Annotated in this window: 23 protein-coding genes; 5 read left to right on the top strand and 18 right to left on the bottom strand. The window is 32.7% G+C overall.

Annotation, left to right across the window (positions count from 1 at the left end; genetic code table 11):
• Positions 1-16: 16 nt before the first annotated feature.
• Positions 17-463, bottom strand: a complete 447-nt coding sequence (locus A4G25_RS01860; protein WP_047131035.1) for a transposase — start codon at positions 461-463, stop codon at positions 17-19.
• Positions 464-726: 263 nt separating this feature from the next.
• On the opposite strand from A4G25_RS01860, the gene A4G25_RS01855 reads away from it, so the two are divergent.
• A complete protein-coding gene (locus tag A4G25_RS01855; RefSeq protein ID WP_232011922.1) occupies positions 727-1,239 on the top strand; it encodes a DUF309 domain-containing protein in 513 nt (170 codons plus the stop codon).
• Between the two features lie 42 nt (positions 1,240-1,281).
• On the opposite strand, the gene xerD is transcribed toward A4G25_RS01855, so the two are convergent.
• The 3 genes from xerD to A4G25_RS01840 all read right to left on the bottom strand — a co-directional run bounded on the left by xerD (position 1,282) and on the right by A4G25_RS01840 (position 3,304).
• On the bottom strand, positions 1,282-2,181 hold the full coding sequence (gene xerD, locus A4G25_RS01850) for a site-specific tyrosine recombinase XerD (protein WP_047131033.1): 900 nt from the start codon (positions 2,179-2,181) through the stop codon (positions 1,282-1,284).
• A gap of 22 nt (positions 2,182-2,203) precedes the next feature.
• The gene (gene fur / locus A4G25_RS01845; RefSeq protein WP_046099301.1) at positions 2,204-2,656 is read right to left on the bottom strand and encodes a ferric iron uptake transcriptional regulator; all 453 of its coding nucleotides are present in this window, start codon (positions 2,654-2,656) and stop codon (positions 2,204-2,206) included.
• Between the two features lie 105 nt (positions 2,657-2,761).
• A complete protein-coding gene (locus A4G25_RS01840) occupies positions 2,762-3,304 on the bottom strand; it encodes an NUDIX hydrolase (protein WP_047131032.1) in 543 nt (180 codons plus the stop codon).
• Positions 3,305-3,389: 85 nt separating this feature from the next.
• Here A4G25_RS01840 and A4G25_RS01835 point away from each other — a divergent pair, with 85 nt between their 5' ends.
• Positions 3,390-4,298, top strand: coding sequence for an aldo/keto reductase (locus A4G25_RS01835; protein ID WP_047131031.1), 909 nt, complete (start codon positions 3,390-3,392; stop codon positions 4,296-4,298).
• A gap of 24 nt (positions 4,299-4,322) precedes the next feature.
• Here A4G25_RS01835 and A4G25_RS01830 read toward each other — a convergent pair whose 3' ends face one another.
• Complete coding sequence (locus A4G25_RS01830) at positions 4,323-5,087, bottom strand: SDR family NAD(P)-dependent oxidoreductase (RefSeq protein ID WP_047131030.1); 765 nt, start codon at positions 5,085-5,087, stop codon at positions 4,323-4,325.
• A 152-nt stretch (positions 5,088-5,239) separates the two neighbouring features.
• Between A4G25_RS01830 and proC the strand changes: the two genes are divergently transcribed.
• Entirely contained in the window at positions 5,240-6,049 is an 810-nt protein-coding gene (gene proC, locus A4G25_RS01825) for a pyrroline-5-carboxylate reductase (RefSeq protein WP_047131029.1), read from the top strand.
• Between the two features lie 49 nt (positions 6,050-6,098).
• Here the strand turns inward: proC and rnz are convergent, their stop codons facing one another.
• A complete protein-coding gene (gene rnz, locus A4G25_RS01820) occupies positions 6,099-7,019 on the bottom strand; it encodes a ribonuclease Z (RefSeq protein ID WP_047131028.1) in 921 nt (306 codons plus the stop codon).
• Positions 7,020-7,160: 141 nt separating this feature from the next.
• Here rnz and zwf point away from each other — a divergent pair, with 141 nt between their 5' ends.
• Both zwf and A4G25_RS01810 read left to right on the top strand, forming a co-directional pair.
• Entirely contained in the window at positions 7,161-8,645 is a 1,485-nt protein-coding gene (gene zwf, locus A4G25_RS01815) for a glucose-6-phosphate dehydrogenase (RefSeq protein ID WP_047131027.1), read from the top strand.
• A gap of 162 nt (positions 8,646-8,807) precedes the next feature.
• Positions 8,808-9,671 carry an AraC family transcriptional regulator gene (locus tag A4G25_RS01810; protein WP_047131026.1) on the top strand — a complete coding sequence of 288 codons (864 nt, stop codon included), beginning with the start codon at positions 8,808-8,810 and terminating at the stop codon, positions 9,669-9,671.
• Positions 9,672-9,725: 54 nt separating this feature from the next.
• Here A4G25_RS01810 and gndA read toward each other — a convergent pair whose 3' ends face one another.
• The 12 genes from gndA to ahrC all read right to left on the bottom strand — a co-directional run bounded on the left by gndA (position 9,726) and on the right by ahrC (position 23,292).
• Complete coding sequence (gndA, locus tag A4G25_RS01805) at positions 9,726-11,135, bottom strand: NADP-dependent phosphogluconate dehydrogenase (RefSeq protein ID WP_047131025.1); 1,410 nt, start codon at positions 11,133-11,135, stop codon at positions 9,726-9,728.
• Between the two features lie 74 nt (positions 11,136-11,209).
• The gene (locus A4G25_RS01800; protein WP_047131024.1) at positions 11,210-12,343 is read right to left on the bottom strand and encodes a M20/M25/M40 family metallo-hydrolase; all 1,134 of its coding nucleotides are present in this window, start codon (positions 12,341-12,343) and stop codon (positions 11,210-11,212) included.
• Positions 12,344-12,695: 352 nt separating this feature from the next.
• Positions 12,696-13,673: an aromatic acid exporter family protein gene (locus A4G25_RS01795; protein ID WP_047131023.1), complete on the bottom strand. Its 978-nt coding sequence runs from the start codon at positions 13,671-13,673 to the stop codon at positions 12,696-12,698.
• A gap of 12 nt (positions 13,674-13,685) precedes the next feature.
• Positions 13,686-14,123: a bacilliredoxin BrxB gene (gene brxB / locus A4G25_RS01790; protein WP_047131022.1), complete on the bottom strand. Its 438-nt coding sequence runs from the start codon at positions 14,121-14,123 to the stop codon at positions 13,686-13,688.
• Positions 14,124-14,220: 97 nt separating this feature from the next.
• On the bottom strand, positions 14,221-15,516 hold the full coding sequence (locus A4G25_RS01785; protein WP_047131021.1) for a dihydrolipoamide acetyltransferase family protein: 1,296 nt from the start codon (positions 15,514-15,516) through the stop codon (positions 14,221-14,223).
• Positions 15,517-15,534: 18 nt separating this feature from the next.
• A complete protein-coding gene (locus A4G25_RS01780) occupies positions 15,535-16,518 on the bottom strand; it encodes an alpha-ketoacid dehydrogenase subunit beta (protein ID WP_047131020.1) in 984 nt (327 codons plus the stop codon).
• On the bottom strand, positions 16,518-17,510 hold the full coding sequence (locus tag A4G25_RS01775; RefSeq protein ID WP_047131019.1) for a thiamine pyrophosphate-dependent dehydrogenase E1 component subunit alpha: 993 nt from the start codon (positions 17,508-17,510) through the stop codon (positions 16,518-16,520). The genes A4G25_RS01780 and A4G25_RS01775 overlap by 1 nt, the downstream gene beginning before the upstream one ends.
• 18 nt (positions 17,511-17,528) lie before the next feature.
• Complete coding sequence (gene lpdA / locus A4G25_RS01770) at positions 17,529-18,953, bottom strand: dihydrolipoyl dehydrogenase (RefSeq protein ID WP_047131018.1); 1,425 nt, start codon at positions 18,951-18,953, stop codon at positions 17,529-17,531.
• A 10-nt stretch (positions 18,954-18,963) separates the two neighbouring features.
• Positions 18,964-20,022: a butyrate kinase gene (buk, locus tag A4G25_RS01765; RefSeq protein WP_047131017.1), complete on the bottom strand. Its 1,059-nt coding sequence runs from the start codon at positions 20,020-20,022 to the stop codon at positions 18,964-18,966.
• Positions 20,023-20,228: 206 nt separating this feature from the next.
• Entirely contained in the window at positions 20,229-21,119 is an 891-nt protein-coding gene (locus tag A4G25_RS01760) for a phosphate acyltransferase (RefSeq protein WP_047131016.1), read from the bottom strand.
• A gap of 26 nt (positions 21,120-21,145) precedes the next feature.
• On the bottom strand, positions 21,146-22,825 hold the full coding sequence (gene recN, locus A4G25_RS01755; protein ID WP_047131015.1) for a DNA repair protein RecN: 1,680 nt from the start codon (positions 22,823-22,825) through the stop codon (positions 21,146-21,148).
• 14 nt (positions 22,826-22,839) lie between these two features.
• Entirely contained in the window at positions 22,840-23,292 is a 453-nt protein-coding gene (gene ahrC / locus A4G25_RS01750; protein ID WP_015900393.1) for a transcriptional regulator AhrC/ArgR, read from the bottom strand.
• Positions 23,293-23,405 lie beyond the last annotated feature (113 nt).

Genomic DNA, 23,405 nt, shown 5'->3' with positions numbered 1-23,405 from the left:
GGCATTTGATTTTTAATCATTCAACAATGTAACCGAGTCCGATCTGTTGAAAACTATTGGCCCATCTTTTGTTTCTCATCATGCCTTTGCGTTTGATTTTTCTTTTAATGTTTTTAATACGTCGGTATAATCTTTGTACTTTCAACAACTGCTTATTCCAATTATGAGAACCTTTTTTCTTCCTGGATAATTTTCGTCGTTGTCTTTTCAAAGATTTATCAAGTTTAACAATCGTTTGATTCGTTTTGAAGCTTCTGATTTTCACACCGGAGGGTGTGAATACAGCTTCTTTCAGTCCCAAATCAATACCGATGTCCTCTGTCTGTTTTGATTTAAAAACAGGAGAAAGGCGTTGATCAACTAATACCGAGACATAATATCTGTCATATTCTTTAACAATGGTTGCGGATTTTATATTATTTGTTAGAATGTAACCTTTTTCTTTTATTTTAGTACATCCCATTGCGATGGGTTCGCAGCCCGATTGTATGCTGTATATTTACGATTAGACGGATTGGAAACAGCATTGCTTATTTTTCCAATTATGTCTTTAGTCTTATACATCATTGTCACCTCAATTCAATTATAAATATATTTGGATATGCTTATAATCGTTTGATTGTATTATTAGTAACAGTCTTACTCCTTCTTTAATTGCATATTGCGTATATCATTCAGTAAAATATTATACATGAATGCTGAAAATAAATAAATGAGAAGCAGGAGGTGAATAAATTGAATGAAGCACTTTTGTCATTTTATTATCAATTTCATGCGCAACAACACTATTTTTTATGTCATGACATTTTAGAAGAAGCATGGAAGGAACAACCCGACTTTACAAAAGAGGATGCAGTAGTCAGCTTAATTTTATGCGCTACAGGCTGTTATCACTTTAGAAGAGGCAATTGCAAAGGGGCTGCTACATTATTTAAACGTGCTTCTCGTGTGGCAAATCATAATTTGAGCAATTTAGAGCAATTAGGTTTAAAGAAACATAAGTATATAGAGTTACTAGCTCAATTAGAAAAACAAGCAGCTCAAAATAACACGTTCCAAGTTGTAGAATTACCTCTATTAAAATCTACAAAAAACAGATTGAAATCCAAATATCCTGATTATCAATTGATGACGAAAATAAATGACTCTCCTTATATTTACGACCATCATTTATTAAGAGATCGTCATGCAGTTGAACTTGCTCGCAATGAGGCATTAAAAAGACGAAAATTAAAATAATGCACACCCAATTTTCGAATGGATGTGCATTATTTTAAACAGTCAGGCTCTTGGATGGAATTCATTATACATTTTTCTGATTTGTGATTTTGAAACATGTGTGTAAAGTTGAGTTGTAGAAATATCCGAATGGCCCAACATTTCTTGTACAGCTCTCAAATCAGCACCATTTTCAAGCAAATGCGTCGCAAATGAGTGGCGAAGTGAGTGAGGTGTTAATTTCTTATTAATATTTGCTTTAACACCATATTGTTTTATAAGCTTCCAAATACCTTGTCTTGATAAAGGTTTACCATGAAGATTTAAAAATAATACATCTGTTACAGTTTGTTTTAACAGTTGCGGACGCACTGTTTCAATATATTTTTTTAAATAATCGATTACAGTTTCGCCTAAAGGTATGATTCTTTCCTTACTCCCCTTACCGAAAACACGCACAAATCCCATTATTAAATTCACATCTTCAACACGAACATGTATCAATTCAGTCACCCGCATACCAGTCGCATATAATAATTCCAGTATTGTTCGGTCTCTATAACCATTATTTTTAGATAAATCAGGTGTTTCAAGCAAAGCAAGAACATCCTCTACATCTAGAACATCAGGCAACCGACGTTCATACTTAGGTGTTTCAATCAATACAGTCGGATCTTTAGCTGCATAACGCTCTCTTAATGCAAATTGATGGAAACTTCTGACTGTAGAAATAAAACGCGCTATTGATTTAGCTGAATGGCCATCGTCATGTAAATATCCTAAACATTGTTGAATAATCTCACGATCAATAAAATCTATATTATTAATCTTTTTTAACACTAAATATTCTTTGTATTTATTCAAGTCCCGTCTGTAAGCACCAATCGTATTAGCGCTTAATCCTTTTTCAATTTGAATAAATTTTAAATATTCTTCGATAACAACATCATAACTTGTTTCCATCACATTTCACCCTCTTACTATGTCAAACTTCTTTCTTCTTTTGCTGGCATTCGCTGCAAATACCATGAAAAGTAAGACGATGATCTAAAATTTTAAAGTTAAACTCATTTTCAACGCGTTCTTCAACTTTCGGCAATAAATCTTCAGCAATTTCTTCAACTTTTCCGCATTCCATACAAACTAAGTGATGATGGAAATGTTTTTCGCCTTCTTTTTTCAAATCAAATCGTGATACGCCATCTCCAAAGTTGATTTTATCCACGATTTTTAACTCAGCAAGCAACTCCAATGTTCGATAAACAGTTGCCAGTCCGATTTCTGGTGCTTTGTCTTTTACTTTTAAATACACATCTTCAGCACTAAGATGATCAGATTCATTTTCAATCAAAACTCTTAAAGTTGCTTCACGCTGTGGAGTTAATTTATACGATGATTGTTGTAATTGTTGCTTCACGCGTTTTAATCGTTCTTCCACGGAAGCCTCACTCCTCTACTAATAATTATAATCATTTTAATTTGTTTAATGACTCAACTATTAAATTACCAGTATTTTGTTAAAAAAGCAACTCATTCTCACTACTTATTTATAATGATTATAAATTGATAATAGATGTTGAAGTGCAATTAAAGTTTTAGCATCTGTAATTTTCAGATTTGCTACTAAATCGTTGATTTCATCTATACTTAACTCAACTTGTTCAACGAATTCATCAGGGTCTAAATGGATAGTTCCTTTCTCTAATTTATCAGTAAAATAAATTGATATTTTCTCATTTGCAAAACCTGGTGAAGTATATACGTCAGCGATTAGTTCTAAATCTTTTGCGATATAACCTGTTTCTTCTTCTAATTCGCGATACGCTGCTTCTTTAGGATCTTCTCCCTCTTCTAATTTACCCGCCGGTATTTCGAGCAATACTTTTTCAACAGGTTTACGAAATTGTTTTACAAATACTACTTTGTTTTCAGGCGTTAATGCGCACACAGCTACAGCTCCTGTGTGATTTACAATTTCACGTTTAGAAGTGTCACCGTTCGGTAATAACACTTCATCTACATCAACATCGATAATTTTCCCGGAATAAATATTCTGTTTACTAAGTGTTTTTTCTATTAAGTCCATAATAATCACGTTCCTTTTAACTATTTTGATTTATTGCTAAACTAGGATTGTTAGACAACTAAAGTGTATCGAAAGGAGTAACAACATGCAAAAGAATGTTTTAAAGAATGGTTTAGAGATATCTGAATTAGGATTAGGCTGCATGAGTTTAGGTACCGAGAAAAAGCATGCACAAGCTATTATAGAACGTGCTATTGAATTAGGGATTACTTATTTTGATACAGCTGATATGTATGATAAAGGGATAAATGAAAAATTAGTCGGAGAGATTTTAAAACCGTATCAAAATACACATGATATTGTAATTGGAACCAAAGTAGGTAATCATCTTAAAGATGATGGAACCACATTTTGGGACCCGTCAAAAAAGCATATAAAAGAAAGCGTCAAACAATCTCTCAAAAATTTAGGTGTCGATGAGTTGGATTTATATCAATTACACGGCGGTACTATAGATGATCCATTAGATGAAACTATCAGTGCTTTTGATGAATTAAAACAAGAAGGACTTATTCGTGCGTATGGTATTTCTTCTATTAGACCTAATGTTATCAATTACTATTTAGAACATAGTGATATTGATACTTGGATGGCTCAATTTAACCTAATTGATAATCGTCCTGAAGATTTAATTCAAGCTGCTCATAAAAAAGGTGTAAAAGTTTTAGCTCGCGGGCCTGTTTTTAAAGGACTTTTAACAGCTTCAAGCAACCAAGTTTTAGATGATAAATTTGAAGATGGTATTTTTGATTACAGCTACCAGGAGCTCGGCAGTACAATTGCCTCTTTAAAAGAGATTGAACATAATCTAACAGCATTAACATTTAATTATCTACGTTCTCAAGATGTATTGGGCTCTATAATAGCTGGTGCAAGTAGTGTAGAACAGCTCGAAGAAAATGTGAAAAACTTAAATATCGATTTAGATTTCAATCGAATTCAAGCAGCACGCAAACGTGTCAAAGATCTTCACTATACAAATCATTTAAATTAATTGCTGGAAAAGAATGACGCTTCGTCATTCTTTTTTATTGTTAAATAGTGACGGAAATGTTTTTTCGATTTTTCTTGGCGCTAATTGATAAAATTTGAGAAGTGTATACAACCATTTAGGTCTGTTGATTTCAAATTTATTCTTCAACATACTATCGATGATGTCTTCAGCCAGTTTGTCTGGGTCTAGCATGATGTTATCTACCTGGACTGCATATTTTAAAGTGGGATCGGCTTTTGCATGAAATGGTGTACGTATCGGTCCTGCATTTACTAACATAACATGGTAATGTGGATGTTCTAGCCGGTAGGTATTCAAAACTTGATTTAATCCTGCTTTACTTGCAGCATAATGACCGCTATATACTTGTGTTGAGAAAGCGGCTAAGCTGCTTATACCAACAATATAAGGATGTTTTCTAAAATATGAAGCTAGGTGTTTCAATAGTACATTGAAATTAATAAGATTGATCTCATAGGTCTCTATCATTTCCTTTTCCTCATGTGTATCTATCGACTTAAAATAACCCAAACCTGCACTATGTATCAGTCCATCAATGGAATCTTTCTGAAAGGTTATTTTTTTAATGTCTGAACGAGAATTTAAATTACATAATTGAACGTTTAATAAATGTGCATTATATGGATAATAAATTTTATTGAATTTATCAATGTTTCTAACAAGTAATGTAACCTTTGCGCCTCTTTTTAATACAGCATTTGTTATTGCATAACCTAACCCGCTTGTACCGCCTGTTATTACAAAGTGTTTCCCAATTAAATTTTTCATCAAAAGCTTGAATCCCCCTCTTTTTTTATGCTACGAAAATGTTTGATTAAAAGGATAATAGGTAAATAATAACATTGTTGTGTAAAATATGTGCATTAATTGTGCTATCATATAAATAAACTTAACACTAATACAGGGAGTGCTAATTAAAAATGAAAATTGTATTTTATGGTTCAGGCAATATGGCACATGCTATTTTTTCAGGCATCATCGATTTAAATGTGATTGATCCCAATGATATATATATTACAAATCGTTCCAACGAAGCTGTACTTAAGGGGTATGCTGATGAATTAGGCGTAAATTACAGCTACGATGATGCTGCTTTATTAGCAGATGCAGATTTTGTATTTTTAGGTACTAAACCTTATGATTTTGAATCTTTAGCTGACCGTATTCGCCCATATATTACTGAGCGCAATAAGTTTATCTCTATAATGGCAGGTATTTCGATTCAATATATCCGTAAAGAGTTAGGTCATGACAATCCTATTGCGCGTATTATGCCTAATACTAATGCACAAGTTGGTCATTCAGTGACTGGATTAAGTTTTTCAAAAAATTATCCGGATGCGGACCGTCAGAAAGTGATAGATATTGTTAATGCTTTCGGATCAGAGATGGAAGTACAAGAAGATGCGTTGCATCAAGTAACAGCGATAACAGGAAGCGGTCCTGCCTTTTTATATCACGTATTTGAAAAATATGTAGATGCTGGTGTAAGACTTGGATTAGATAAAGAAGAAGTAGAAGAATCAATTAGAAATTTAATTATTGGTACAGGAAAAATGATTGAGCGTTCAGATTTGAGCATGGAACAATTAAGACAAAATGTTACCTCTAAAGGTGGTACAACTCAAGCTGGACTTGATGCATTATCACAACATGATATCGAAGGTATATTTGAAGATTGCTTTAATGCAGCAGTAAAAAGAAGTAAAGAACTTTCAAATAAGGAATAATAAAAAATTGCCGAGGCAGAATTTGATGAGAATTCTGCCTCGGCAATTTTTATATTTCAAAAGTATCAAAATCTCTTACAAATTTAAATTTTAAATCCGGGTAATGATTCTGTAATTCGGCATAGATGACATCTATATCACTTAGGTTATATCGGTTACTTATATGATTTAATAAAGCTTGTTTTGAATTTGATACTTCAAGCAAATGTAAAACGTCATTGATATGACTATGATGGTGACTATCTGCTAAGGTCTTATCTCCATCAATATATGTAGCTTCATGCACTAACAAATCAACGTTATCTGCTAATTTCAATTCATTTTCACAAGGCATAGTGTCTCCGAAAATTGCAATTTTCGGCCCTACCTTTTCTTCTCCTTTAAAATCAGAAGATTGATAAACTTTGTCATTGAAAATAAATGAGTCAGAGTTTTTAACCTCTTGGTATTTTGGGCCCGGCTCCATACCAATCTCACGTAATGAAGCAACATCTATTTTCCCTGGTGTTGTAGGAGCTTCTATTCTATATCCGAATGAAGGAACACCATGATTTAAATTATAAGCAGATACAGTAAATCCTTCGTGATGGTAATGTAATTGATCATCTATTTCTATAAAGGTCACTGGATAATTTAATCTGGATAATGAGGCTTGAAGCGTTATTTCAACATAATTTTTAATACCTCTTGGGCCAACGATAGTTAATGGTTTATTTTCACCGCCCTGAAAAGAACGACTTGTTAAAAGCCCAGGTAACCCATAAATATGATCACCGTGCATATGGGTGATAAAAATGTGATTTATTTTACCAAGTTTTATAGAATGATGTAATATTTGATGTTGCGTTCCTTCCCCTACATCAAAAAGCCAAATAGAGTTAGAATAAGGTTCAAGGTTGAGCGCTATTGCTTGTGTATTGCGTTCTTTAGTCGGCAATGCGGCACCTGTGCCGAAAAATGTAATTTCCATATCAACGCTCCTCTCTATATAGGTAAGTTTACCATATAATTAGAATTACAATCACTCATAAATTTAAGCAAAAATGTGTTATAACAATTCAGCATAGTCTATAATAATAGCATAACTTATTTAGAATTGAGGTTTTGAATCTTGAGTACAAAAAGAAAGCATATACCATGTTTGATTACAATATTTGGAGCTACTGGCGATTTAAGCCATCGTAAGCTATTCCCATCTCTTTTCCACTTATACCAACAAGATAATTTAGATCAACATGTAGCAATCATTGGTATTGGCCGACGAGATTATTCTAACGATGAATTTCGTAAACAAGTTAAAGCATCAATACAAGCTCACGTAAAAGATACAAAACACCTTGATCAATTTATGGAACATGTATTTTACTTCAAGCATGATGTAAGTGACGAGCAGAGTTATGATGAGCTATTGCAATTCAGCAATAAATTGGACTCTGAATTCGGATTAGAAGGCAATCGACTATTTTACTTAGCTATGGCGCCTAATTTCTTTGGTGTAGTAACAGACTTCTTGAAATCTTCAGGTTTAACTAAAACTCGTGGATTTAAACGTCTAGTTATTGAAAAACCATTTGGTAGTGATTTGGCATCTGCAGAAAAATTAAATAAGCAAATCCGTAAATCATTTAAAGAAGAAGAAATTTATCGTATCGATCATTACTTAGGTAAAGATATGGTTCAAAATATTGAAGTGTTAAGATTTGCTAATGCTATGTTCGAACCGCTTTGGAATAATAAGTATATTTCAAATATCCAAGTGACTTCTTCAGAGGTTCTAGGAGTTGAAGACCGCGGCGGTTATTATGAAACAAGTGGCGCATTGAAAGATATGGTACAAAACCATATGTTGCAAATGGTAGCGTTATTAGCAATGGAACCACCTATAAGCTTGAATAGTGCTGATATTCGTGCCGAAAAAGTAAAAGTATTAAAATCATTACATCCGCTAGGTTCTGAAGACGTGCGAACTAATTTTGTCAGAGGTCAATATGGGCCTGGTGAAATTAGCGGACAACCTGTTATCGGCTATAGAGAAGAAGATCGTGTAGCAGATGATTCAGATACCCCTACTTTTGTATCCGGAAAAGTTATGATAGATAATTTCCGTTGGGCAGGAGTACCATTCTACATTAGAACTGGTAAAAGAATGAAGCGTAAATCAATCCAAGTTGTAGTTGAATTTAAAGAAGTACCAATGAATTTATATTATGAAAAAGATAAGCATTTAGATTCAAACTTACTTGTTATTAATATACAACCTAATGAAGGTGTTTCCTTACATTTAAATGCCAAGAAAAATGTTCAAGGTATTGAAACAGAACCTGTACAACTTTCATATTCTATGAGTGCTCAAGATAAAATGAACACGGTAGATGCTTATGAAAACTTATTATTTGATTGCTTAAAAGGTGATGCGACTAACTTTACGCATTGGGAAGAATTAAAATCAACATGGAAATTTGTTGATGCAATTCAAGAAGAATGGGATCAAGTTATTCCAGAGTTCCCTAACTACAAATCTGGAACTAATGGACCACTTGATAGTGAATTACTTTTAAGTCGAGATGGATTCCATTGGTGGGACGATATTCATTAAGAATTAACTGATAACGAATAGTTAAACAAATAGACAAGTCTGTACCTTAAATATAAAGTACAGACTTGTCTATTCTTTAACCCTTTTTTAAAAGCAAAAAAATAGAAAATACGGTATAATAAAAAACAATAGTAATTTAAGGTAGTTTTAGGAGTGAACAGTTTGGACGTTATCAAGCAAATACAGCAGGCAATTGTTTATATCGAAGATCGAATTATTGAGCCTTTCCATTTGCAAGATTTAAGTGATTACGTCGGTCTTTCTCCAATGCATCTTGATCAATCATTTAAAATGATTGTTGGACAGTCTCCAAGTGAATATGCTGAAGCAAGAAAACTTACAAAAGCTGCCGAAGATGTAATACAAGGCTCATATCGTTTAGTAGATATTGCTAAAAAATATCATTATAAAGATACTAATGAATTTGCAAATGCATTTAGTGATTATCATGGAGTTTCACCAATTCAGGCAAAGATAAAACAAGATGAATTGCATATGCAAAAACGATTATATATAAAAATTTCAACAACGGATCACCCTCCTTATACATATCGTTTAGAAACTTCAAACGCTTATACTTTGGTAGGGCATGCAAGATTCGTTAATACTGAGGATTTAAGTAATCCTTTTGTTGTTGCAGATTTTATAGAAGACTTGTTAAATGATGGCAGAATTGAAGAATTAAAAAAATATAATGATATAAGTCCTCACGAGTTATTTGTTGTGAAATGTCCCTTAGATAATGGAGCTGAAATATTTGCGGGTGTTCCGAGTGAACGCTACCCTGCTCATCTAGAAAGTCGCTATTTGCCTTCTAGACAATACGCAAAATTCAATTTACAAGGTGAAATAGATTTTGCGGTTAACGAGGCATGGCACTATATTGAGACAAGGTTACAATTAACATTGCCTTATGAACATAATAGCTTGTATGTTGAAATTTACCCTTTTAATATTTCTTTCGAAGACCCTTTCACTAAAATTCAATTATGGATTCCGATTGACCCAGATGTTAGTAATGATTAAATAAAGAAAGACACGATTGATGATTTCAACCGTGTCTTTCTTTATTTTATATAATTATTTTTCTTCAGCCCAATGAGTATGGAAAGTACCTTCTTGGTCTTTACGTTGGTAAGTGTGAGCACCAAAATAATCACGTTGAGCTTGAATTAAGTTTGCCGGTAAGTTTTCTGAACGATAACTATCATAATAGTTGATACTTGCAGCAAAACCTGGTGTTGGAATACCATTTGCTACACTTTCAGCTACAACATCACGTAGCGCTGATTGATAGTTTGTAACAACATCAGTGAAATAAGGATCAAGTAATAAGTTTTGAAGTTCTGAATTATTATCATAAGCATCTTTAATTTTTTGTAAGAATCGTGCACGTATAATACAACCAGCTCTCCAGATCATTGCTAAATCACCAAGTTGTAAATTCCAATTATTTTCTTCACTTGCTTTACGCATTTGAGCAAATCCTTGAGCATAAGAGCAAATTTTACTCATGTACAATGCTTTACGAATTTTTTCTAAAAATTCTTCTTTATTACCATTAAATTTAGGTGACGGTCCGTCTAAATGTTTAGAAGCTTCAATACGTTCTTCTTTCATTGAAGAAATAAAACGAGCAAATACTGATTCTGTAATAATTGTCAATGGAATACCTAATTCTAGAGCATTGATAGAAGTCCATTTTCCTGTACCTTTTTGGCCAGCTTTGTCCATTACTTTCTCTACTAATGGTGTACCGTCTTCATCTAATTTATTAAAGATTTCGCCTGTAATTTCGATTAAATAACTATCAAGTTCACCATTATTCCATTCTTTAAATGTTCTAGCAATTTCAGAATGAGACATATGCAATGCATCTTTCATTAATGAATAACTTTCAGCGATTAATTGCATATCAGCATATTCAATTCCGTTGTGGACCATTTTTACATAATGGCCAGCGCCGTCAGGTCCGATATAAGTTACACAAGGAGCTCCATCATCAGCTTTAGCAGAAATAGCTTCTAAGATATCAGCAACCTTATCATATGCATCTTTTTGACCGCCAGGCATGATTGAAGGTCCAGTTAAGGCGCCAACTTCTCCGCCTGAAACACCAGCACCAATGAAATTAATGCCGCTTTCTGCTAATGCTTTATTACGACGGATAGTATCTTGATAATTTGTATTACCGCCATCAATTAAAATGTCACCATCATCTAATAATGGTAATAAACCTTCAATAGTTGCGTCAGTTGCAGGTCCTGCTTTAACCATCAATAAAATTTTGCGAGGACGTTCTAAAGAGTTAACGAATTCTTCTAAAGAATATGTGGGGTGAATATTTTTTCCTTTAGACTCTTCAACCATTTGTTCAGTTTTTTCTTTTGAACGATTGTAAACCGATACTGAATAACCACGTGATTCAATATTCCAAGCTAAGTTTTTACCCATTACGGCTAAGCCGACTACACCTATTTGTTGCGTCATATTACTTACCTCTCTTATTAAAAATTTTCTATCTCATTGTATCATAATTTAAGGGCTTCCTCACTTAATCGAGCTTACTTAGAGTTACTTACAATTTTTACAATTTCAATAAGTTGTTCAGCTAATAAATTTAATGATTTTATTTCCATTCTCTCCTCTGTAGTATGGATATTTTCATAGCCGATTCCAAGTATGACAGTCGGTAAACCTAAAGCATTAATAATATTGCCATCTGAACCACCGCCAGATATGACTGTATTGCCGCTTAAACCTAATTGTTCAGCACTTTTAATTGCGATTTGAGTAACTTCAGCTTCTTCAGAAACTTTAAAGCCTTGATAGCTTTCTTCGATTTCTACATCTGTAGTACATCCAAATTCTTCAGCTGTATTTTTGAACACTTCCTCCATATGATGTATCTGATCGATGATTTTTTGTTTTGAATGAGATCGTGCTTCGGCATGCAATGTTACTTCATCTGCAACGATATTAGTAACTGAGCCGCCATGAAAACTACCGATATTTGCTGTTGTTTCCTCATCAATTTGTCCTAGTTTCATTCTGCTTACTGCTTTTGCAGCGATGTTAATGGCGCTTACACCTTTATTTGGTGTACTAGCATGCGCTTTTTTACCATGAATAACTGCAGCTATTTTCATCTGTGTAGGTGCTCCTAAAACTGTCGTGCCGACTGGTGCACTAGCGTCAACAGCATATCCGAATTTGGAATCTAATAAATCTGGATTTAATGCTTTTGCGCCTAATAATCCTGATTCTTCACCAACCGTAATCACAAATTGAATCTGACCATGCTTAATATTATTTTCTTTTAAACTTCTAATCAATTCGAAAATTGCTGCTAGGCCTGCTTTATCATCTGCACCTAACACTGTAGTACCATCCGAATAAATATATCCATCATCTTTTACGATGGGTTTTACATTGATTCCTGGGATTACAGTATCCATATGACTTGTGAAATAAATTTTATCAATTTGATTGGCATTAGTATTAACCGCAGGTAAAGTACATACTAAGTTATTTGCACCTAATTCATTTTGTTCACCTGCATGGTCTTCTTTAACTTCTAGACCTAAATTTTCAAATTTCTCTTTTAATATTGGTTGGATTATTTCTTCATGCCCTGTTTCTGAATCAATTTGTACAAGTTCTAAAAATGTATCGAGTAAACGTTGTTTATTTATCATGTGTATCCTCCTTCGCTTATAATATAAGTGTATATGAATATTTAATTTCGGAAAACTTATATGTTTCAAAAAATGAAGTAAGTTTATGATATAATAGTGAAAAATCATGAGCATTGCAAAGTCATTCTATGTAGTTTAAAATATAGAAAATCATGCTGAAAAAGAGTAATTGCTAGAGGAGAGTTAAAATTGTTTAAAGGTAAAGTATCTAAGGTAGTTATTATCGTAATGTTAGTTGCAGTTATTGTTGCGCTTATTTTATCAAGTTTAGCACCATTGATGCAGTAATTGAATTAATTAAAAAACTCGCACAGACATATTTTTATAATATATCTGTGCGAGTTTTTTAATACTAAACTTCATGATACAATTTTAATGATCCAAATTGGGATTTAACTTGCAAATATCTTTCTAATTCATTAACGATTTGTATTTCATTAGCGCGATTTATCAAAACTTCCTTACTTTCAGGCAATGGTTGTTCGTATAATTCAATATGCAGATCATATAATGAATATAACCTCATTGCTGTATAATCATTACTGTTAACATTTTTGGCTATTTCCGCAAATAATTTACCTAATCGATGTAAAATTATGTCTTCTGATTGCATTGACTTTAAAATTTGCTGAATACGTTCAATTATTTCTAACTGTTCTTCTCGCATATCGAAATAGTGATAATAGGAATTTTCATTACGTACATAATGGTTTTTTACATCACGGAAAGCAAAAGATTTCGCCTTTTGAATCTCAGTTGATACTTCCTTTAAAGGAACTTCTAAACTATAATTTACATCAAAACAGGTTTTACTGAATGTATAGAATATTTCAGTAAACTGTTTTTCGATTTTATGTTTATATTCTTCTAATTTATTATCCATACTTGGCATTATCATATTCATTAAAAATGCTATCCCAAGCCCAACTATAAGTAGTAATACTTCATTTACAAATAAATGAACATCAATCACTTTTGCATTAAATACATGTAAGAGAATAACGCAACTTGTAACTATTCCTTCTTGTACGCCTATCATTACAGTGAGTGGAATAAAGAGTAGTACGATAAGTCCTAATACAATTGCATTTTGACCAAGCAAGCTAAAAATAATAGAACCTAATATAAGTATGAGAATACAGGATACAAAACGTGAAATAATTGCTTGTAGGGAATGTACTTTTGTGTGTTTAATACATAAAACAACTAAAATGGCACTTGAAGAAAAATTATCTAGACCAATTAATTTGGCAATAATTATTCCCAGTGCCATTCCTACAGCAGTTTTAATCGTTCTAAATCCTATTTTATAGGGATTCAAACGTTTCATCTGCTTTTCCTCTTATCGTTCTTCACAGTATTTTTCAAATAAGTTTTGAAGTTGATTGATTACATCCATGATATCATGACCTTCAATTTGATGACGTTCTATCATTTCTGTAATTTTACCATCTTTCATAAGTGCAAATGAAGGACTTGATGGTGCGTAACCTTCAAAATAATCGCGTGCTTGTTGTGTTGCTTCTTTGTCTTGACCTGCAAATACTGAAACTAATCGATCAGGCATTTTATCATAATGTAATGCATGTTCTGCAGCTGGTCTTGCAATACCACCTGCACATCCGCATACTGAGTTAATCATAACTAAAGTAGTTCCATCTTGTTTGAAAACAGAATCTACTTCCTCTGGAGTTGTTAATTGTTCATAGCCAGCGTTTTCAATTTCATTGCGTGCTTGCTTTACAACATCATTCATATATAAATCGAAGTTTAAATCCATATCGATATCACCTTTCAGTTCTTAGTAGAGTTCATACTTTATTTTACTAATTAATTAAGTAATCTTCAACAGGCTTGTTCATAATAGAAAAGATGGTTTAATAAATATGTGTATGTTCTACTGAATATTGTTCAATACGGTTTTTGATAAAATTCATAAATCTTCCTGCTTGTAACCCGTCTAGTATTCGATGATCTAATGAAATACAAAGATTAACCATACTGCGTATTGCTATCATATCATCAATTACAACAGGTTTTTTTACAATAGATTCAACTTGCAGAATCGCTGCTTGTGGATAATTAATAATTCCCATTGAAGAAACTGAACCAAATGTTCCTGTATTATTAACAGTAAAAGTTCCTCCGCTCAAATCATCTTGTGTTAATTTATTTGTTCTTGCTTTTTGAGCTAATGTATTAATTTCACGCGCAATTCCCTTAATAGATTTTTCATCAGCATTGTGGATTACCGGTGTAAATAATTTATCTTCAACAGCAACTGCGATTGAAATATTTATATCTTTGTGTATCTTAATTTCAGAACCCTGCCAACTACTATTAAGCATTGGAAATTCTTTGAGCGCTTCAGCTGCAGCTTTTACAAAGAAGGCAAAGAAAGTAAGGTTGTAACCTTCTTCTTTTTTGAATTTATTTTTATAGTGATTACGTGTTTTTACTAAATTTGTAGCATCTGCTTCGATCATCATCCATGCATGTGGAATTTCTGTTACGCTTGTAACCATATTTTTAGCAATCTGTTTTCTAATTCCATTGACCGGCATAGATTCAGAATTTAATGTATCAGTATCACGAGATTGTGAAATCTCAGTATGTTCAACATCAGCTTTTTGAATTGGTGTTTTATCTTGGACATTTGATTGTTCAAGCATCATATCTGGGTTTTGAATAACATTTTCAATATCTTTTTTGGTTACTCTACCCTCAAAACCTGTCCCTTTTACTTGAGTTAAATCGATTTGATGTTCGGAAGCTAATTTGAAAACTACCGGAGAAAAACGTCCATTGTTTAAAGGTTTATTTGAATCTTCACTTTTCAAATTATTATCATCTTTCTTAGAATCGACATTTTCATTAGAAATTTTCTCGTTTTTAACGTCTTCTTGTTCTTTTTTTATATTAGCTTCAGAATTATTTTCGTTTTCTGATTCAATTTCACAAATTGGTGCTCCGACTTTAATTGTTTCACCAGCATTGACTAATATTTTAGTGATAGTACCTGCTTCAGTTGATGGAACCTCTGCTGTAACTTTATCTGTAATTACTTCACAAATAGGTTCATATTCTTCTATTTTATCTCCTACTTCAACTAGCCATTGTTCAATTGTTCCTTCGTGTACACTTTCACCTAATTTAGGCATATTGATTTCCATTTGTAGTCCTCCTAGCGATTAAAAGCGCGCTAATTCAAGCATTTTTTCTTTGATTTTATCTGGATTCATCATAAATTCATCTTCTAAAACAGGAGAAAAAGGCATTGCTGGAACATCTGGACCAGCAAGTCGCATGATAGGTGCATCTAAATCAAATAAACAATTTTCAGCTATTATAGCTGATACTTCAGACATAATACTACCTTCTAAGTTATCTTCTGTCACTAGTAGGATTTTTCCAGTTTTTTTAGCACGTTCTATGATTGTCTCTTTATCAAGTGGATAAACTGTGCGCAAATCAACAATTTCTGCGTCAATACCTTCTTCATCTAACACATCTGCTACTTGCAAACAATAGTTTACACATAAACCATATGTAAATACTGTTAAATCTTTGCCTTCACGTTTAACATCCGCTTTACCTAATGGAACTGTATAGTATTCTTCTGGTACTTCTTCTTTTAATAAACGATAAGCTTTTTTATGTTCAAAATAAAGTACTGGATCATTTGATTCTACTGAGGCTAATAATAAACCTTTTGCATCGTAAGGATTTGAAGGTATTACAATTGTTAGTCCAGGAGTTGATGCAAAGACACTTTCGATACTTTGTGAGTGATATAGACCACCATGAATTCCACCACCAAATGGAGCGCGGATAGTTAACGGTACATTCCAATCGTTGTTAGAACGGTATCGCGTTTTTGCAGCTTCACTCATAATTTGATTAGTTGCTGGCAAAATATATTCAGCAAATTGAATTTCTGCAATTGGTCGCTTACCAAGCATTGAAGCACCAATTGCGGTACCAACAATGTTTGATTCAGCTAAAGGGGTATCTATAACACGTTCAATCCCAAATTTTTCTTGTAAACCCAAAGTTACACCGAATACGCCGCCTTTTTTACCGACATCTTCACCTAAAACAAAAACATTAGGATCTTTTTCCATTGCTTGGAAAATAGCTTGTTGAATAGCGGATAAATAAGTTAATTTAGCCATTATTGAACTCCCCCTTTTTCATAGACAAATGTATATGTTTCGCTTGGATCTGGATAAGGAGAAGCTTCAGCTTCTTTTGTTGCCTTTTGAACAATATTTTTATTATCTTTCTCGATTTCAGCTAACCAACTCTCATCAATAATTCCAAGTTCTAATAGATGTGTTTTAAATTTCACATTACAATCTTGTGATTTTAATCCTTCACGAATTTCTGCACTACGATATTTGTCATCATCATCAGAAGAATGTGCAGTCATACGTGTGCACATGGCTTCTAATAATGTCGAACCGTCTCCGTTAATTGCTCTTTCTCGAGCATCATGCATTGCTTTGTACATAGCAATCGGATCATTTCCGTCGACTCTTTCTCCATGAATACCATAGCCAAGTGCTCGGTCTGACAACTTTTCAGCTGCATATTGTAGATTTGTTGGAACAGAAATAGCATATTCATTATTTTCTATAACGCAAATAAACGGTAGCTTTTGAACACCTGCAAAGTTCAATCCTTCATGAAAATCGCCTTGATTAGAAGTACCTTCCCCTAAAGTAGCCATGGCAATATTAGGCTTTTTATCCATTTTCAAAGCAAGAGCTGCTCCTACACCTTGCAGTACTTGTGTACCAACCGGTGAACTTTGTGAAAGAATATTTACTTCTTTTTTACTATAATGAGAAGGCATTTGTTTGCCTGCCGAGTTGATATCATCACGTTTACCAAATGCAGACATCATTGTTTCAGTTGGCGTAATACCTAGATAAGTAATTAATGCTAAGTCCCGGTAATACGGCGCTGAGACATCCCCTTTTTCCATTGCAAAAGCCATGCCGATTTGAGCTGCTTCTTGACCCTGACAACTTATGACAAAAGGGATTTTACCAGCTCTATTTAATAGCCACATTCTTTCATCTAACTTACGGCCTAAATCCATCCATTTGTACATTGATTTTAAATCTTCTTCAGTTAACCCGACAGATTTATAATCCATCATAATAATTTCCTCCTTAATTTAAGCATGAACTGATCGTTTTGATGCTTTAAGCCCAGCTTCCATTAACACTTCAGATAATGAAGGATGTGCATGTGTTGTTAATCCTAACTCAAGTGTTGATCCGTTCATAAATTGCAATAATGCAATTTCATTTATTAACTCCGTAACATGAGGACCTATCATACTTAATCCCAATACAGAATCAGTAGATTGATCTACAACAATTTCACAAAATCCATCTTGTTGATCTGCATCCTCAATTACTGCTTTACCAATAGCTTTAAAAGGTATTTTAAAAACTCTTGCTTTTTTGATATCGGCTTTTTTTGCTTCATCAAGAGTCATGCCGATAGAAGCAATCTCAGGATAAGAATAAATACATCTTGGGATAGTATTGTAATCGACTGGGATAGCCTTATCCTCGAACATAAACTCTACTGCTGCTGTTCCTTCTTTTGATCCAGCATGTGCAAGCTGAAGTTTTCCAATACAATCCCCTGCAGCAAAAATATGCTGTTCAGCAGTTTGCTGGTTTTCATTTACTTCAATAAATCCTTTAGAATCTAATTTGATTTTTGTATTATTAAGCCCTATATCTGAAGTGTTAGGTTTTCTGCCAACTGCTAAAAGCAATTTATCAGCTGTCACATTAAGCTCGTTATTATTAATTTCTATAGATTCATTATTTATTTTGATATTGTCTTCAGAAAGTAATACATTTTCGTGAATTTTAATACCTCTTTTTGCGAAATGGTCCTTTAAATTACTAACAATGCTTTTGTTTTCATTCGGTAAAATACTTTCGCCAGCTTCAATTACGGTGACATCTGTTCCGAAATCGTTGAGTAATGAAGCAAATTCTATTCCTATCACACCACCACCAACAATTACTATAGAATTTGGCAGTTCTTTTGATTTAAGCAGATCAGTACTTGAAACGATTGTCTTATGATTGAATTTTAAAAACGGGAGTTCTGCAGGTTGTGAACCTGTTGCAATTAACACGTAGTCATTTGGAATTAATTCAGACTCTCCATTTTCATATTCAACGGAAATAGTACCTGGTCGAGGAGAAAAAATTGAAGATCCTAAGATTCTTCCATTACCGTTATAAATATCAATATGATTATGCTTCATTAGATGTTCGATGCCTGTATACATTTGTTTTACAATTTCATCTTTTCTATCTAATATTTTACTGTAATTAATTGAATATTCATCTGTATCAATACCGTATAACGATGATGTTTTTACAGTATGTAATACTTCTGCTGATTTTAATAAAGACTTTGTAGGAATGCAGCCTTTATGTAAACAAGTTCCACCTAATAACTGATTTTCTACTATAGCGACTTTTTTTCCTAATTGAGATGCACGGATACCTGCTACATAACCTGCAGTTCCGCCTCCCAATATCACTAAGTCATATTGTTCTTCTGCCATAATCGAACCCCTAACTATAATTTTTTACTTGTTCTTTTTTATTAATAACATCATCTACTCTGATTGCAAGTGACTCCATCTCTTTTTCGCCCGGATATACTGTCATAGGGGCAATCCAATTAACATAATCACTTAATTTTTTAGTGATTAACTCGCTCTTAGCTATTCCGCCAGTTAATATAATTTGGTCAATGGACCCTTTTAAGCTAACTGCGCGCTCACCTATTTGCTTTGCTATTTGATAAATCATTGCATCAATTGCTAAATGAATTTCTTGGTTTTTTTCATATTCTTGAATTAGTTGCTTTATGTTATTACTTCCACATAAAGCAATAAGTCCTGATTCTTTACTTAATATATTATTTAGTTCTTTCGGTGTTAAATTTTGCTGATATGCCCAATGATATAATGCGTCATTAGGGAGATTACCTGCGCGTTCAGGACTAAGTGGTCCTTCTCCTAATAATCCATCATTAACATCGATAACTTTACCTTGTTTATGAGCACCTATGGTTATACCGCCACCCATATGAGCAACTATAACATTTACTTGGTCGTATGACTTTTTTATCGACTGTGCATATTCTCTAGCAACAGCTTTTTGATTCAGCGCATGAAATATACTCTTTCTTTGAATGTCTTTCACGCCAGTTATACGAGCAATATCCATTAATTCATCTACTACTACCGGATCAACCACATAAGAAGGGATATTTAATTTTTGGGATAACTTGAATCCGATTACGCCGCTTAAGTTTGAAGCGTGTACTATATATTTAAAAGTACGTAAATCATTATACATCGTTTGGTTGATAAAATATGTTCCACCAACTATAGGTTTTAATAATCCTCCACGACACGCTATTGCATTTATAGTGTTTAAAGAAATATTATTTTCATATAAAAATGATTCTATTGATTTTACCCGATAGGTTTCTTGTTCTAATAATGAAAGTTGAGTAATACTTATATCATGTTGCAATAATTCCTCTGCAACACAGACCTTATTATTAAAAACTGCTACCTTTGACGAAGTGCTTCCTAAGTTAATTATTAAAATTTGCGACATGTTTTCACCTGCTTCAGTTTAAATTCTACGATGATTTTAAAATCTCAATAGTGCTTATTAAACTAACCCTTTATATTCTACCTTATGTAATGTGATTTTTTAAAGTAATCATGATATATTATTATAACTTGTTACCATCAAATAGTTATTTTCCAATAAAAAAAGTTCTTCTTCTAAAGCGAAGGAGAACTTATAAAAGTATTAAGTTATAATAGCGTTCTTAACGCGAGAATAGCTGAATTAACTTTATTTTCTTTTGTATCAGCGCGTGATGTTAAAATAACTGGAAAAGTAGTTCCCAAAATTAAACTTGCAACTTTTGCATGCGCAAAATAAGTTAGTGATTTATATAAGGTATTTCCAACATCTAAATATGGAACTATCAATGCGTCAAGATCACCTGCTATTTCTGATTCTATACCTTTTTCGATTGCACTTTCTTTATCAATCGCATTGTCAAAAGCAAATGGACCTTCAACATTAACAAATGTATCATTAGAAAAATGCATGGAAATTTCAACGGCATCTATGGAAGAAGGTATTTTACTAGTGGGTTTTTCTACTGATGATAACAAACCAATATTTAGGTGACTGTAGCCAATATTTTTTGAAAAACGTTCTATATTATTAATCATTTTTATGCGGTCATCAATACTAGGTGAAATATTAAGTGCTACATCACTTATCATCAACATTTTATGGTAAGACGGAATTTCAAAACAAGCAATATGATTTAGAAAATTATTTTCATCAATAAATGATTTATGTTGTAAAATGAAAGACAATATTTCTGCAGAGGAAACATTACCTTTCATTAATACATTTATAGTCGAATCTTTTAAATCAGCAGCACACTTGTGATATACCATTTCCTTTTCTTTATAAGTTCTTAAATGAATGCGATTTAAAAAATCGCCGTCTATATTAAATGAACGTATTAATTCAGTCGGATCTTTTATTCCATACAAAGTCACATGAGTATTTGTTTGTTTGAGAATTTCAATCACAGCTGAAATGATTAATTCATCATCAGCAAACAATACACCAATATTTCCTGATAATGATTTAGAATCTGATACTAAAGTTTGGAATTGCATTTTTCAAACTCCTCTCAAACTAATATTTATATTGCAGAATGATTTTGTTCTATCATTTCTTTTGCATTTTCTCTTGTGATTTTAGTAACATTAGCTCCTGATATCATACGTGCTACTTCATCAATTCTAGCGTCGCCTGTTAGTTCTTTAACATTTGTCGTTGTTCTCTCATCTGAAGATGCTTTACTAATTAATAAATGGTGATTACTCATTGAAGCTACTTGTGGTAAATGCGATATACAAATTACTTGTATAAATTGGGAAATATCTCTCATTTTTTCAGCCATCTTCTGTGCTGCTATTCCTGAAACGCCTGAATCAACTTCATCGAATAATATTGCTGTTTGCCCTCTCGATTTAACAAAAATACTTTTTAAAGCTAACATAATCCTTGATAGCTCACCGCCAGAAGCAATTTTACCTAAACTTTTTAAAGGCTCTCCTTTATTAGGACTGATAAGTATCTCTACCTTTTCAATACCCTCTGAATTAGGTTCATCAAGCGCTTTGAATGAAATTTCTAAATTTGCATCCTTCATTTGTAAATTTTGTATCTCTTCAACGATATGATCTCTAAGCTCCCTAGCAACTATACGTCGTTCTTTAGAAAGTAATTGACCGTCATTTAATAATTTTGCTTTTAACTTATTAATCTCTTCTTTTAAATTTGCAGTACTCTGCTCATAATTTTCAATTTTATCAATCTCACTAATTAATTTATCTTGGTATTGAATTAAATCTTTAATGTCTTTACCGTATTTTCTTTTTAAGTTATTTAAGAGATTCATTCTTGATTCTAATTCGTTTAAATACTGTTCATCAAACTCAGTATTTGAGATTTCATCGTATAACTGATGTTTCGCATCTTCTAAAGTGTAATAAAATTGATCAACTTGTTCTTTTAATTCTTTGAAGTCATTTGGGATAATTTCATTTATTGTATCCAATTGTTGACTTAATTCATAAAGTCTATCTGGAATAGCTTGTTCATCTGTTAATGTAGAATGTGCGGCATTTAAGGCAACACTTAAATTTTCAGAATTTTGAATGCGTTTTATATCAACCTCAAGTTGCTCGATTTCATCTTCTTTTAAATTAGCTTCTGATAATTCTTCCGCTTGGAATTTCATTAAATCCAAACGTTGTAATAAAGCTTGATCGGCAGATTCTAATTCATTCAATTCGTTTTTCTTTGTTTTATAAGTTTGATAGGTATCTTGATATTGCTTAAGGTATTGATCATATTTTCCGTCAGCATATGAATCTAATAGTTGCAAATGATATTTTTGTTTTAACAATGATTGAGTTTCATGCTGGCCATGGATATCTAATAGTTCTTGCATTATTAATCTTAAATCATGTAAAGTTACGTTTTGATTATTGACTTTACAAATGCTTTTTCCTGAACTGAATATTTCTCTCTTTACTAAAAGAAAATCTTCATCTATATCAATATCTAATTCTTTTAAAGTTTCAATTACTGATATATTATCATCGATATCAAAAATTCCTTCTATTGTTGATTTTTTTTTACCATGACGAACAAAATCCGAGGAAGCACGCATTCCAATTAGTTGACCGATAGCATCGATAATAATAGATTTACCTGCACCTGTTTCTCCGCTTAAAACTGTCAAACCATCTGAAAAATTAATTTCTAATTCATCAATAATGGCAAATTGTTTAATTGTTAATGTTTGTAACATGGTATATCGCTTCCTTATAACAAATTAAAAATCCGAGTTTTTATGGCATTTGCAGATTCTTCATCATGACAAATTAACAGACAGGTATCATCACCGCATATTGTGCCTAAGACTTCTTCCCAATCTATTTGGTCAAGAATTGCACCGATGGACTGAGCATTGCCCGGTAATGTTTTTAATACAAGTAAGTTTCCTGTTCCTTCTATATTGACGAAAGAGTCCATTAAATATCTTCCTAATTTTTCAAGCGGATGATATTTGCGATCGTTAGGTAAACTATAAATATACTGTCCTGTAGGTGCAGGTACTTTAATAAGTTGTAATTCCTTAATATCTCTGGAAACTGTTGCTTGTGTTACGTTTAAATCGAATTGATTTAAACGTCTAACCAATTCATCTTGTGTTTCAACTTGTTCAGTGGAAATAATTTCTCTGATTTTTATATGTCTAACCGATTTTTTAGCCACTAATTAACACCTCAAATTACGAATATTTATACATTTATATTATCATAATATTTATAAGAATAGCTAGTTTAAGTCCCATTTACGTAAACTGATTTTTGTATATGATTGTATCT

The sequence above is a fragment of the Staphylococcus condimenti genome (assembly GCF_001618885.1).
GTDB lineage: Bacteria > Bacillota > Bacilli > Staphylococcales > Staphylococcaceae > Staphylococcus > Staphylococcus condimenti.
The sequence above is the reverse complement of the archived record's forward strand: the minus strand, read 5'-3'. Positions and strand labels throughout refer to the sequence as shown.

What these genes read in the sequence shown, in the direction of transcription:
- A4G25_RS01860 (WP_047131035.1), bottom strand. Translation starts at nt 463, where the DNA reads ATGGGATGTACTAAAATAAAAGAAAAAGGTTACATTCTAACAAATAAT.
- xerD (WP_047131033.1), bottom strand. Translation starts at nt 2,181, where the DNA reads ATGGAAACAAGTTATGATGTTGTTATCGAAGAATATTTAAAATTTATT.
- A4G25_RS01840 (WP_047131032.1), bottom strand. Translation starts at nt 3,304, where the DNA reads ATGGACTTAATAGAAAAAACACTTAGTAAACAGAATATTTATTCCGGG.
- A4G25_RS01835 (WP_047131031.1), top strand. Translation starts at nt 3,390, where the DNA reads ATGCAAAAGAATGTTTTAAAGAATGGTTTAGAGATATCTGAATTAGGA.
- A4G25_RS01830 (WP_047131030.1), bottom strand. Translation starts at nt 5,087, where the DNA reads ATGAAAAATTTAATTGGGAAACACTTTGTAATAACAGGCGGTACAAGC.
- proC (WP_047131029.1), top strand. Translation starts at nt 5,240, where the DNA reads ATGAAAATTGTATTTTATGGTTCAGGCAATATGGCACATGCTATTTTT.
- rnz (WP_047131028.1), bottom strand. Translation starts at nt 7,019, where the DNA reads ATGGAAATTACATTTTTCGGCACAGGTGCCGCATTGCCGACTAAAGAA.
- gndA (WP_047131025.1), bottom strand. Translation starts at nt 11,135, where the DNA reads ATGACGCAACAAATAGGTGTAGTCGGCTTAGCCGTAATGGGTAAAAAC.
- A4G25_RS01800 (WP_047131024.1), bottom strand. Translation starts at nt 12,343, where the DNA reads ATGATAAATAAACAACGTTTACTCGATACATTTTTAGAACTTGTACAA.
- A4G25_RS01795 (WP_047131023.1), bottom strand. Translation starts at nt 13,673, where the DNA reads ATGAAACGTTTGAATCCCTATAAAATAGGATTTAGAACGATTAAAACT.
- brxB (WP_047131022.1), bottom strand. Translation starts at nt 14,123, where the DNA reads ATGGATTTAAACTTCGATTTATATATGAATGATGTTGTAAAGCAAGCA.
- A4G25_RS01785 (WP_047131021.1), bottom strand. Translation starts at nt 15,516, where the DNA reads ATGGAAATCAATATGCCTAAATTAGGTGAAAGTGTACACGAAGGAACA.
- A4G25_RS01780 (WP_047131020.1), bottom strand. Translation starts at nt 16,518, where the DNA reads ATGGCTAAATTAACTTATTTATCCGCTATTCAACAAGCTATTTTCCAA.
- A4G25_RS01775 (WP_047131019.1), bottom strand. Translation starts at nt 17,510, where the DNA reads ATGATGGATTATAAATCTGTCGGGTTAACTGAAGAAGATTTAAAATCA.
- lpdA (WP_047131018.1), bottom strand. Translation starts at nt 18,953, where the DNA reads ATGGCAGAAGAACAATATGACTTAGTGATATTGGGAGGCGGAACTGCA.
- buk (WP_047131017.1), bottom strand. Translation starts at nt 20,022, where the DNA reads ATGTCGCAAATTTTAATAATTAACTTAGGAAGCACTTCGTCAAAGGTA.
- A4G25_RS01760 (WP_047131016.1), bottom strand. Translation starts at nt 21,119, where the DNA reads ATGCAATTCCAAACTTTAGTATCAGATTCTAAATCATTATCAGGAAAT.
- recN (WP_047131015.1), bottom strand. Translation starts at nt 22,825, where the DNA reads ATGTTACAAACATTAACAATTAAACAATTTGCCATTATTGATGAATTA.